Origin of the sequence: Flavobacterium foetidum (assembly GCF_004634245.1) — a bacterium.
GTDB lineage: Bacteria > Bacteroidota > Bacteroidia > Flavobacteriales > Flavobacteriaceae > Flavobacterium > Flavobacterium foetidum.
On sequence record NZ_SJTF01000004.1, the window covers coordinates 103,555 to 116,080 of the forward strand.

At 34.1% G+C, this 12,526-nt stretch carries 12 protein-coding genes; 10 read left to right on the forward strand and 2 right to left on the reverse strand.

The features are described 5' to 3' along the window. Nucleotides 1-88: 88 nt before the first annotated feature. The 4 genes from E0W73_RS07015 to E0W73_RS07030 all read left to right on the forward strand — a co-directional run bounded on the left by E0W73_RS07015 (nt 89) and on the right by E0W73_RS07030 (nt 5,022). Nucleotides 89-1,951 (forward strand): glycoside hydrolase family 13 protein, encoded by a 1,863-nt coding sequence (locus E0W73_RS07015; protein ID WP_244248445.1) that lies wholly within the window; start codon nt 89-91, stop codon nt 1,949-1,951. A 385-nt stretch (nt 1,952-2,336) separates the two neighbouring features. Next, the gene (locus E0W73_RS07020) at nt 2,337-3,014 is read left to right on the forward strand and encodes a glycerophosphodiester phosphodiesterase (protein ID WP_135221381.1); all 678 of its coding nucleotides are present in this window, start codon (nt 2,337-2,339) and stop codon (nt 3,012-3,014) included. Nucleotides 3,015-3,161: 147 nt separating this feature from the next. Further along, nucleotides 3,162-4,370: a BaiN/RdsA family NAD(P)/FAD-dependent oxidoreductase gene (locus E0W73_RS07025; protein WP_135221382.1), complete on the forward strand. Its 1,209-nt coding sequence runs from the start codon at nt 3,162-3,164 to the stop codon at nt 4,368-4,370. Between the two features lie 4 nt (nt 4,371-4,374). Next, on the forward strand, nt 4,375-5,022 hold the full coding sequence (locus tag E0W73_RS07030; RefSeq protein ID WP_135221383.1) for an HAD family hydrolase: 648 nt from the start codon (nt 4,375-4,377) through the stop codon (nt 5,020-5,022). A gap of 202 nt (nt 5,023-5,224) precedes the next feature. On the opposite strand, the gene E0W73_RS07035 is transcribed toward E0W73_RS07030, so the two are convergent. After that, nucleotides 5,225-5,701 carry a TspO/MBR family protein gene (locus E0W73_RS07035; RefSeq protein ID WP_135221384.1) on the reverse strand — a complete coding sequence of 159 codons (477 nt, stop codon included), beginning with the start codon at nt 5,699-5,701 and terminating at the stop codon, nt 5,225-5,227. A 543-nt stretch (nt 5,702-6,244) separates the two neighbouring features. On the opposite strand from E0W73_RS07035, the gene E0W73_RS07040 reads away from it, so the two are divergent. The 6 genes from E0W73_RS07040 to E0W73_RS07070 all read left to right on the forward strand — a co-directional run bounded on the left by E0W73_RS07040 (nt 6,245) and on the right by E0W73_RS07070 (nt 11,755). Then, on the forward strand, nt 6,245-7,327 hold the full coding sequence (locus tag E0W73_RS07040) for a diphosphomevalonate/mevalonate 3,5-bisphosphate decarboxylase family protein (protein WP_135221385.1): 1,083 nt from the start codon (nt 6,245-6,247) through the stop codon (nt 7,325-7,327). 30 nt (nt 7,328-7,357) lie between these two features. After that, nucleotides 7,358-7,579 carry a hypothetical protein gene (locus tag E0W73_RS07045; protein WP_109191553.1) on the forward strand — a complete coding sequence of 74 codons (222 nt, stop codon included), beginning with the start codon at nt 7,358-7,360 and terminating at the stop codon, nt 7,577-7,579. Between the two features lie 299 nt (nt 7,580-7,878). Next, nucleotides 7,879-8,817, forward strand: a complete 939-nt coding sequence (locus E0W73_RS07055; protein WP_135221387.1) for a mevalonate kinase family protein — start codon at nt 7,879-7,881, stop codon at nt 8,815-8,817. A gap of 62 nt (nt 8,818-8,879) precedes the next feature. Continuing rightward, nucleotides 8,880-9,470 carry a DUF502 domain-containing protein gene (locus tag E0W73_RS07060; protein WP_135221388.1) on the forward strand — a complete coding sequence of 197 codons (591 nt, stop codon included), beginning with the start codon at nt 8,880-8,882 and terminating at the stop codon, nt 9,468-9,470. Nucleotides 9,471-9,531: 61 nt separating this feature from the next. Next, nucleotides 9,532-10,488, forward strand: coding sequence for a geranylgeranylglycerol-phosphate geranylgeranyltransferase (locus E0W73_RS07065; protein WP_135221389.1), 957 nt, complete (start codon nt 9,532-9,534; stop codon nt 10,486-10,488). 358 nt (nt 10,489-10,846) lie between these two features. Beyond that, a complete protein-coding gene (locus tag E0W73_RS07070) occupies nt 10,847-11,755 on the forward strand; it encodes a pseudouridine synthase (RefSeq protein WP_135221390.1) in 909 nt (302 codons plus the stop codon). A 59-nt stretch (nt 11,756-11,814) separates the two neighbouring features. Here E0W73_RS07070 and E0W73_RS07075 read toward each other — a convergent pair whose 3' ends face one another. Next, nucleotides 11,815-12,417, reverse strand: coding sequence for a DUF937 domain-containing protein (locus E0W73_RS07075; RefSeq protein WP_135221391.1), 603 nt, complete (start codon nt 12,415-12,417; stop codon nt 11,815-11,817). Nucleotides 12,418-12,526 lie beyond the last annotated feature (109 nt).

Sequence of the window (12,526 nt, forward strand, 5' to 3'; positions counted from 1 at the left end):
GGTTTTGCAAACCTTGTAGGTTTAAACTTTTCTCAAAACATACCTACAAGGTTTTGTAAACCTTGCAGGAAAAATAAAACTATAAATTATGAGGATTCAAACAAACCACAATTTCTACAAATTAATCCTAATGGTCTTGCTTTTTTCCGCTTCCGCGAAAGCGCAAATCCAAAAAGTAGAACCGCCTTTCTGGTACGCCGGAATGAAAAATTCGGAACTGCAGATTATGTTCTACGGAAAAAATATTTCACAATACGAAGCTTCGGTTTCTAATAATATTGTGATTAAAAACGTCGAGAAAACAGAAAACCCAAATTACCTTTTCGTAACCATCGATACAAAAGATGTCAAAGCTTCTGAATTAACTTTCTCTTTCAAAAACAAAAACAAAATCGCTTTTACTCAGAAATATGCGCTTAAAGAAAGAAGAGCCAATTCTGCCGACAGAAAAAGTTATGATGCTTCTGATTTGATTTACTTAATCATGCCGGATCGTTTTGCTAATGGAAATCCGAAAAATGACAGCAATGTTTCTTTAACTGAAAAAGCAAACCGCCAAGATCCAAGCGGACGTCATGGAGGTGATATCGAAGGAATCATCAAAAATTTAGATTATATTGCGTCTCTTGGCGCAACCACAATTTGGAGCACACCTTTATGCGAAGACAACGACAAACAGCATTCGTATCACACTTACGGACAATCTGATGTTTACAAAATTGACCCGCGTTACGGAACAAATGACGATTACGCTCGTCTTTCTGCAGAAATGCACAAAAAAAACATGAAACTGGTTATGGATTATGTGACGAATCACTGGGGAATTACGCACTGGATGATGAAAGATATTCCAACCAAAACCTGGTTCAATCAATTTGAAACGTTCACACAAACACACCACAGACGTGAAGTTATTACCGATATTCATGCTTCAAAAATCGATCAGGAAGTTTGTGTTGATGGCTGGTTTGTGCCTTCAATGCCTGACTTGAATCTTAGAAATCCTTTGGTTGCAAAATATTTAACTCAAAATGCTATTTGGTGGATTGAATTTGCGAATCTTGACGGATTCAGAGTAGATACTTATAATTACTCTGATAAAACTGCCATGGCAGAATGGGCAAAATCTATTACAAATGAATACCCTAATTTCAATATTGTGGGCGAAATCTGGATGCATAATCAGGCGAATTTAGCTTTTTGGCAGAAAGACAGCAAAATTGGTGCGATTGAAAACTACAATTCAAATCTTCCAAGTGTAATGGATTTTACGCTTCAAAGCCAGATTACTTCTGCTTTCAACGAAGATAATCCAAGCTGGGACAACGGATTGATTAAATTCTACAACAATTTTGCAATGGATTTTTTATATCCAAATACGAATAATATTTTGGTCTTCTCCGAAAATCATGACACGGATCGCATGAATGAAAAGTTCAAATACGATTTACCAAAATACAAACTAGCAATGACTTTATTGGCAACAGTTCGCGGAATTCCACAGATTTATTACGGTTCAGAAATCGGAATGGGCGGTGATAAAGGTAAAGGTGGTGATGCCGATATTCGTCAAGATTTCCCAGGCGGATGGGCTGGCGATAAAAACAACGCTTTCACCAAAGAAGGAAGAACGGCTGAACAAGCAGCTTTCTTTGATTTCTCTTCGAAATTATTCAACTGGAGAAAAACAAACGAAGCGGTTCACTTTGGAAAAATGACGCATTACATTCCAGAAAATAACACTTATGTATATTTCAGATATACTGATAATAAAACGGTTATGGTAATTTTCAATAACAATGCAAAGGAGCAGGTTGTAAAAACAAATCGTTTCAAAGAAAACATCAAAAACTACAAATCAGGAAAAGATGTTATCACAGGAAAAACATTCGATTTGGCTACTGAAATTACTTTAGAGCCAAAATCAGCTTTGGTTTTAGAATTGGAATAAAGCTTTTATTTAAACACATAGAGACATAGTTTTTCTAGCTGAACAAAAGGCGTTTCACTTGTTTAAAAAAACATAGTTATCAACTCAAAACTATGTTAATGACTAGTCATTTTTTTCTAACTTTTTAGACAAAGAAAAATCTATGATTCTATGTGTTTTAAATTTTATTGCCACATATTATAGAGATTAACACAGATTTTGTCTGCCACAAATTACACGAATTTCCACGAATTTATTTATCATATTTGAATTAGTGAAATTCGAGAAATTAGTGGCAAAAGAAAAAAATCCTTTAAATCTTTTTAATCTGTGGCTAACTTTTTTTATAATCCTTGTGCCTTTGCGTAAAACTTTGCGACCTTTGCGGTTAAAAAAACACTGCAAAATGCTCAAAATTGCACATCGAGGCGCCAAAGCCTACGAACCTGAAAATACTTTACCAGCTTTTCAAAAGGCATTAGACCTAAATTCAGACGGAATAGAACTCGACGTTCATTTGAGTTCCGATGGGCATATAATCGTAATTCACGACGAAACCATCGACAGAACCACCAATGGGAAAGGTCTTGTAAACACTTTTACTTTGGCAGAATTAAAATCATTTCTAATTGATGGAGAAAACCAAATTCCAACTTTAAACGAAGTTTTTGATTTGGTAGACAAAAAATGCTTCATCAATATTGAATTAAAAGGTCTAGGAACTGCTCCTAAAGTTGTCGAGTTAATCGAGGAATATATTTCACAAAAAAACTGGAAATACGAGCATTTTATCATTTCAAGTTTCGATTGGAACATGCTGACGGAAACATCAAAACTAAACTCAAATATTCCAATTGGTGTTCTAACAGAAGAAAATATCGAAACCGCTTTGGCTTTCGCCGAAAAAATAAAAGCAAAAGCCATTCATCCCGATTTTCAATTACTAAACATTGATAATGTAAGCGAAATGCAGAAAAAAGGTTTTCTAGTTTTACCTTGGACAGTAAACACCAAAGAAGACATTCAAAAAATAAAAAGTTACAAAGTAAACGGAATTATTTCTGATAATCCAGACAAAATATAAAGTTTAAAATTTTAGCCACAGATTAAAAAATTTTGCCACAAATTCCACAAATTTTCACAAATTAAATGCGAAAATCAATTTGTGGAATTTGTGGTAAAATAAAAAAATTAGTGCTAATTAGTGCAATTCGTGGCAACCTAAAAAAATATGATCAAAAATTTCGACATCATCATCGTTGGCGGAGGCGCAGCCGGCTTTTTTACCGCGATTAATATTGCAGAGAAAAATCCGAAACTGAAAATCGCCATTTTAGAAAGAGGAAAAGAAGTGCTTTCTAAGGTTCGTGTTTCTGGTGGCGGACGTTGCAACGTTACACACGCCTGTTTCGAACCCAACGAATTGGTTAAATTTTATCCCCGAGGTGAAAAAGAACTTCGCGGGCCATTTCACCAATTTTGTTCTGGCGATACTATCGAATGGTTCGAGAAACATGGCGTTGAATTAAAAATTGAAGAAGATGGCAGAATGTTTCCTGTTTCTAATTCATCGCAAACCATTATCGACTGTTTCTTAAAAGCAACCGAAAAATTAGGCATAAAAGTTTTGACAGGTCAAAGCGTTCAATCGATTTTCAAAAAAGAAAATCACTGGAAAATTGATACGCAGACTGATAATTACGCTGCTGAAAAATTGATTATGGCAACGGGCAGCAATCCTAAAATATGGGAAATGCTTCAAGAACATGGACACGCAATTGTGAGCCCTGTTCCTTCCCTATTTACTTTCAACATTAAAGATTCGAGAATTAAGGAATTACCAGGCGTCGCTGCAAAAGTTTCGGTAAAAGTCAAAGACACTAAACTAGAATCAACTGGGCCTTTGCTGATTACGCATTGGGGAATGAGCGGTCCAGCAATTTTAAAACTTTCGGCTTGGGGCGCTCGTATTCTGCATGATAAGAATTATCAGTTTACGATTTTTGTCAATTGGCTGAATGATGTTGATTATGAAGACGCCGAAAAAATCTTAAAAGACTTAAAACAAGAACATGCTAAAAAAGCCGTTTCCAAAAAATCTCCTTTTGACTTTCCGAATCGTTTATGGGAAGGTCTGGTTTTGGCTTCGGGAATTGATTCAGAGACTAAATGGGCAGATTTATCTAAAAACCAATTGCAGAATCTGACTTTGCAACTCACAAAAGCCGAATTTAAAGTCAACGGAAAAAGTACTTTTAAAGAAGAATTTGTAACGGCTGGCGGAATCGATTTAAAGGAAATCAATTTCAAAACCATGGAAAGCAAAATTCATCAGAACTTATATTTTGCCGGTGAAATTGTAAACATAGACGCTATTACGGGCGGATTTAATTTTCAGAATGCCTGGACAAGCGGGTTTATTCTGGCTCAAAATATTTAATAGAATGAAATTTAAAGGAATTATTTTTGATTTAGACGGAACTTTAGTCAACTCATTACACGACATTTCAGATGCGATGAACAAAGTGCTTACCGCTCTAAGTTACCCAACACATGATTACGATACTTACCAGTATTTTATCGGAAGCGGTTTACGAAATCTGGTAAGCAAAGCATTGCCAGCCACAAACAATTCTAATGATGAAATCGAAAGTTGTTTTGAATGTATGGTTGATGAATATACCAAAATCTGTACGCTCAAAACAAAACCGTATGATGGAATTGTAGAATTGCTTGAAAAACTGACTTCACAAAACATAAAAATGGCTGTTTTCTCCAATAAAGCTGATGAATTGACTAAAAAAATAGCTCACGAATTATTCCCTGAACAATTTGACACAGCAGTTGGTTTAAGCACAGAAGAACTCAAAAAACCAAATCCGTTTGAAGCGATTGAAATCAGTAAAAAATGGAATTTAAAACCAGAAGAAATCCTTTTCGTGGGCGATTCTGACATTGATATGCAAACGGCTGTAAATGCTAATATGTTTCCGGTTGGCGTGACATGGGGTTACAGAACAGAAGAAGAATTGAAAAACAGCGGTGCAAAACTGGTTGTCAATACAGCTTCGGAATTGATTGAAATCCTATAATCAGTTTTTTGCAAACCCAGATAAATTAACGCTATTTTACCATTTATTAGGTATTCTATAAAACTATTCAAACAATTTTACTCACAATAAATTTAACCTTGCGGTTATCGACTTTTTGTTTACTAAAAACGAAGAGCTTAATTCTATTCATAAAGTAAACGCATTGATTAAACTTGAAACAAAAAAAACCTTGAACTTGAAACTACCTATTAAGCCACCAAATACTGGCGTTCAAAACCGTTGCAAATGCAACCCAAAATAAATAGGGAATCAATAAATAACCTGAAATTTTATTGATTTTGATGAACTTTAAGTATGTTTCGTAAATCATCAGCCATAAAAGAATGATTTCGATTAAAGCTAACATTGGGTTTTTCAATCCGAAGAAGAGATAAGACCAGATTGCATTTAAAGTCAGTTGAATTAAAAAGAAAAGAAGCGCCGTTTTTACTTTTTCGGTTTGCTCCTTAATTTTATCCCAAACCAAAGCTGCCGCAACAGCCATACAAATATAAAGCACTGTCCAAACCGGCATGAAAATCCAATTCGGCGGATTAAAAACTGGTTTTTCCAACGTTACATACCAAGTCTCAATACTCGGTCTAGTAACCAAACTTGCAGAATATCCAACTGTTAAACAAATTACTAAAGCTATGGCGATTTTTACGAACTTATTCATGATATCAAATTTTGAATTCAAAAATAGTCAAAAGAAAAGTTTAAACCATATAAGTAATGTAAGTTCATTTAAAGGCAACGCTTATATTTTCTTATATGACTTATATGGTGAAAAAATATCAAACCGTATAAGTAATGTAAGTTCATTTTAAGGCAACGCTTATATTTTCTTATATGACTTATATGGTGGAAAAATATCAAACCATATTAGTAATGTAAGTTCATTTAAAGGCAACGCTTACATTTTCTTATATAACTTATATGGTGGAAAAAATATCAAACCATATAAGTTATATAAGTTCATTTTAGTAACGCTTTCTTATAATTCTTATATAACTTATATGGTGGAAAAAATATCAAACCGTATAAGTAATGCAAGTTCATTTAAAGGCAACACTTATATTTTCTTATATGACTTATATGGTGGAAAAAATATCAAACCATATTAGTAATGCAAGTTCATTTAAAGGCAACGCTTATAATTTCTTATATAACTTATATGGTGGAAAAATGAAAAAGTTATCTTTGCCAAAATTTATATTTCATGTTTACAGCAACTGATTTTATACCAAATCCATATACTTCAACAATCGAAAAAGGAAACTTTGAGTGGAGCGCTCCGAGTAACATTGCCTTAGTAAAATACTGGGGGAAAAAAGACAATCAGATTCCGGCAAATCCTTCTATTAGTTTTACTTTGAATAATTGTAAAACGATTACGAAATTAGTTTTTGAAAAAAGAACAAACCAAAATGCTTTTTCTTTTGATTTACTTTTTGAAGGAAAACCAAAAGAAGATTTCAAGCCAAAAATCCAAAAGTTTTTAGAAAGAGTTGAAGTTTATCTGCCGTTTTTGAAAGATTATCATTTTACGATTGATACGCAGAATACTTTTCCGCATAGTTCAGGAATTGCTTCTTCTGCATCTGGAATGGCGGCTTTGGCAATGAATTTTATGAGTTTGGAAAAACTGTTAAATCCAGAAATGACTGATGAGTATTTCTATCAAAAAGCATCCTTTTTAGCACGTTTAGGTTCAGGAAGCGCCTGCCGAAGTATAAAAGGAAATATAGTCGTTTGGGGAAATCAGGCTAATATTGAAGGAAGCACCGATTTATTTGGAGTGAAATATCCTTATGCTATTCATGAAAATTTCAAGAATTATCAAGATACGATTTTATTGGTTGATAAAGGCGAAAAACAAGTTTCAAGCACGGTTGGTCACGATTTAATGCACAATCATCCGTATGCAGAAAGACGTTTTGCTCAGGCACACGAAAATCTGGATAAACTAATCGCCATTTTTGAAAACGGAGATTTAGAAGAATTCATTAAAGTGGTAGAAAGTGAAGCACTGACTTTACACGCTATGATGATGACTTCGATGCCTTATTATATTTTGATGAAACCAAACACGCTGCAAATCATAAATGCGATTTGGAAATTCAGAAACGAAACCCAGATTCCGGTTTGTTTTACGCTAGATGCAGGAGCCAATGTTCATGTACTTTATCCTGAAAATGTTGCAACAAAAGTGCTTCAATTTATTCAAGACGAATTAGTTGTATTTTGTCAGAATAGTCAATACATTTGCGACAAAATTGGAAATGGTGCAATTGCATTGTAATTTTCCTTATCTTTAGTTAAATTTTTGGTTATGGATATTCAATTAGAAAAACTCGAATTAATAAAGCTATTAGCTGATACTGAAAACCCAGCTATCCTGAAATCTATTCGAAAAATTTTTAAAAAAGAAGAGAAAGATTGGTGGGATGATTTGACAGAAGAACAAAAGGCAGAGATTGAAGCATCTGAAAGAGAAATAGAAAATGGTGAATTTTATCTTTTTGAAGATGTAATGGCGAAATACAAGAAATGAGAAGAATTGTGTTTTCTGGTCGTTCTAAATTTCAACTTGAACAGTTACTAGAATATTTAGAGATTAGATTTTCACTTTCAACTAGAGATAAGTTTATATCAAATTTTTATAAAATTATTGAAACAATTAGACTTAATCCTGACACTTTTCCTGTTTCGAGCAGGAATAAAATTAGGAGATGTGTAATTTCAAAACAAACAACGCTTTATTATAAATATAATACTCAAGAAGTTCGTCTTTTGTCACTTTTCGACACCAGACAAGACCCAAATAAAATAAAAAAAGACATTAAATAAAACATGAAAGGACCACTATTTTACTCAAAAATATTACTCTTTGGAGAATACGGAATTATTCGCGACTCTAAAGGACTTTCTATCCCTTATAATTTTTACAATGGCGCTTTAAAGAAATCAGAAGAACCTTCTGATGAAGCTATTGCATCCAACAAAAGCTTAATAAGTTTTGCTTCTTATCTTGAAGTTCTTCAAACACAGCAACCAGAATTGGTTACTTTTGATTTAGAAACACTAAAAAACGATGTAGAATCTGGAATGTATTTCGATTCTAGCATTCCGCAAGGTTATGGTGTTGGAAGCAGCGGTGCGCTTGTTGCTGCGATTTATGATAAATATGCTGCGAACAAAATCACAGTTTTAGAAAACCTGACTCGTGAAAAACTGTTACAGCTAAAAAATATATTTTCTCATATGGAAAGCTTTTTCCACGGAAAAAGCTCTGGTTTGGATCCGTTGAATAGCTATTTAAGCATTCCGATTTTAATTAACTCTAAAGACAATATTGAAGCAACTGGAATTCCGACTCAAAGTTTTGACGGTAAAGGCGCTGTGTTCTTATTAGATTCTGGAATTGTAGGCGAAACTGCTCCAATGGTTAACATTTTTATGGAAAACCTAAAAGATAAAGGTTTCCGTGCAATGCTTAAAAACCAATTTGTAAAATATACAGATGCTTGTGTAGAAAACTTCCTTCACGGCGACATGAAATCTTTGTTTACCAATACCAAAAAGCTTTCAAAAGTGGTTTTAAACCACTTCAAGCCAATGATTCCAGAACAATTTCACGGAATCTGGCAACACGGAATCGACACTAATGATTATTATCTAAAACTGTGCGGTTCTGGCGGGGGCGGTTATATTCTTGGTTTTACAGAAGATTTAGAACGTGCGAAAGCTTCTTTAAAAGATTACAAACTAGAGGTCGTTTATCAGTTTTAAAACCCTAAAAGCCCTTATTATTTGAGTCTGTTTTCATAAGTTTCATCCTAAAATTAGTTGTTATGAAAAGCATTTTTAAAATAATCAAGGCAACTTTTTTAGGAGGAATTCTTTTTCTAGCGCCTTTAGTGGTATTGCTGGTCATTTTGGAAAAAGGATTGGGCATTATTCAGAAAGTTACGTTGCCATTGGTAAATAATCTGCCGAGAGTACACGTTTTAGGAATCGCACTTCAAGAACTTGTCGGCATACCCATTATCATTCTGATTTGCTTTCTAGCTGGTTTGTTGGCCAGAACTAGCAAAGCAAAAAAACTGATTCAGAAATTAGAAAACGGAATTTTAAGTTTTGTACCAGGATATTCATTTATGAAAAGCATGAATGAGAATATTATGGGAATTGAATCTCAAGAAGATTTAAAAGTAATTTTGGTTCCCACTGATGCTGGCTGGCAATTTGCTTTTTTAATAGAACAAATAGACGACACAAATTTTACTGTTTTTATTCCAGACGCTCCAAATCCGTGGAGCGGTTCTGTGGTTTTTGTAGCAAAAAAAGACATCAAGGAAATCGAGATGACACAGAAACAAGCTTTGGCCTGCATCAGAAAATTGGGTTTTGGCTCTAAAGAATTGTTAAAAAACAAGCTCTGAATTTTAGAATCGGAAAATATCATTTAACTTCAATCCTAAATTAATCCACAATTTGTAATCTATGCCAAGCAGACAACGTAAACTTTTGATAATGAAAATTGTTAGCTTGTTCTCTGTGGTACGAGGTTATAATATTCCGATTATCATTCTGGCGCAATATCTGTCGGCTATCTTTATCTTGGCTCCAGAAATTAGAGCTCTTGATATCTTATTGGATTTTCATTTGTTTCTTATTGTTTTTGCCTCAGCGATAACCATTGCTTCTGGTTATATCATCAATAATTTTTACGACAGTCAGAAAGATTTGATCAATCGCCCGAATAAATCAATGTTGGACCGATTGGTAAGCCAGAAAACAAAACTTACCGTTTACTTTTCCTTAAATTTCTTAGCCGTTTTAATGGCTTTCATAGTTTCTTGGAGAGCTTTTTTATTTTTCTCGGGTTATATTTTCCTGATTTGGTTTTACTCTCACAAAATAAAAAAGTATCCGATAATCGGAAATCTGACCTCTGCGGTTCTTGCTGTAATTCCGTTTTTTGCTATTCTGATTTATTTCTACAACAAGATTTCGTTTGAAGAAATCGAGAACCATATGAGTCATTTTATGGTAATTTCGGCACATGCCACTTTCTTGTTTTTGCTATTACTGATTCGCGAAATGATTAAGGATTTAGAAAATCTTAAAGGTGATTTGGTAGCAGATTATCGCACAATTCCGGTGCTTTATGGCGAAAAAGTCTCCAAACAGATTATTTCGGCTCTGACAATTTTGACCGTTTTTCCTGTTTATGTTTTGGTAAATGTTTATGATGTAGGATATATGGACATTTACTTTTATGTGTGTTTTGGAGTCCTGCTTTTTTTCTTGATTTTTTTATGGAAATCAGATTCTAAAGAACAGTTTTTAAGGCTTCATAATTTGCTTAAATTTCTGATCGTGGCAGGCGTATGCTGCATTGTACTGATTAATCCGAGTGTTTTGTGGCACGGGAGGGAATTGATTTCTAATTACTAAACGGTTTAGTTCCTCAAAGATTCTCTAAGATTTACACAAGGGTTCACAAAGTTTTCTTTTTTAGCTTTCTATAGATTTTTTCTTTGAGTAACTCAGCGCAAATCTTCGTGAATCTCTGTGAAATAGCTCATTTTCAATATATTTAAAAGAAGCCAATTGTTTGAATTTAGCCCCGATTGAGGCGATATCCTTGCGTAGTTTACGGAGCGAGATAAAGCCGAAAGCGGGAAACCATGTCTCAAAAAAATACCGAATGTATTGCTTCTAAAACCTTTAGAACAAAATGCTATTAATCTAAGAATATTGAAGTTAAGATTATTAGCAGGAAAAAACTATCTTTGCACAAATTAATGATTTTATGAACAATAAGGAAGGCAATAACAAAAGAGGCGGTTCGAGACCAAACAGCTCAAGATCAAACTCTAACAAGCCAAAACCTGCTTTACCAAAGCGCGCTCAGGGACCGAAAAAAGAAAAACCTGCGGTGAAAGCTGCAAGACTGGAAGCGGAGGAAAAGTTTAAAAAACAGAATCAGCCTGCGAAAAGACCAAAAGCGGCAGATGAAATTCGTCTGAATAAATATATTTCCAATTCAGGCGTTTGTTCTCGTCGTGATGCTGATTTGTACATTCAGTCTGGAAATGTGAAAGTTAACGGCGTTCCGGTGACTGAAATGGGTTATTTGGTAAAATTGAATGATGTTGTGAATTTTGACGGCGTTGTTCTGACTCCTGAAAAGAAAGAATACATACTGCTTAATAAACCAAAAAATTTTACTACAGCTCTAGACGAAGGTCAGGAGTATCGTAATGTATTGGAATTGGTACGTGGCGCTACAAATGCAAAAATTGCTGCTGTTGGCCGAATGGACAAAAATACAACTGGTTTGCTGTTGTTTACGAATGATAATGATATGATTCGTAAGTTTACGCTTCCGAACCAGAAATCGTCTAAAATTTATCAGGTTTCCTTAGACAAGAATCTGAAGTTTGAAGATTTAGAAAAAATCAGTAAAGGCTTGGTCTTAGACGGACATCGCGTATTTGTTGAAGAGGTAAGTTATATTGACAACCAACCTAAAAGCGAAGTGGGCTTAAAACTGCGCACAGCAAACGTAAAAGTGGTTCGATCTATTTTTGAACACTTTGAATACAATGTGTTGCGTATTGACCGTGTGTCATTTGCCGGTTTAACCAAAAAGAATCTTCCGAGAGGAAATTGGCGCTTTTTGACCGAACAAGAAATCATCAATTTGAAAAACGTTTAGTTTCAAATAAGCCATATCTAGAATCCTGTTTTACAATTGTAAAATGGGATTTTTTATTTTTAGAAACTAAAGAAATTGTGTCCGAAAAGAGTGAAGATTGATCTTCCGATCGATTGGTTTTTGTCTTCTACGGTTTCGTAGTTGGAGAATCCGAGGATAATTTTGATTCCAGGAGGAATGCTGTTGAGAACTTCTCTTTTTTGTTCTTCTAAAAGCAGTTTTAAGCTTTCTAACAACTGAAGATTGTTTTTTAGATAAGAGACCACCAAAAGGGCTGAAAAGTTAAGGATTTCTCTGGCTGTTTCGCTTTTGATTCCGACTTCGTTGGAAACCATTTCTGAGATGCGTCCTTTTTTATTGGAGAAAAGTTCTTTTAATAATGAGTTTCCTTCTAGCTTATAACAGTCGTCTACTGATAAAATTCTGCCGGCTGTAAAATCTATTTCCTGATAAAAAGCCGAATCGTCTGGCAGCTGCTGTACAATTTCTGTGTAAAATTCAGGTTCTTCAGCTTTATTGTACAAACCCATCAAAATTGTTCCAATCGAAACATCGATTCCTTTGATAAGTAGTGCATCATTTTCAAAATAAAACTTGTTTAATTTGGAGACAACATTAGAAGAAATAAAACGTCTAAGTTCAATTTGTAGGTTTGGGGTCATACGCTTAACTTATTTAAAAACATTATTTAAACTCATTCGAAATAATCGATAAAGTGAGGCTTTTTATCGTTTATCAGGATAAAAATATAAAATAAAACAACATTTCCAA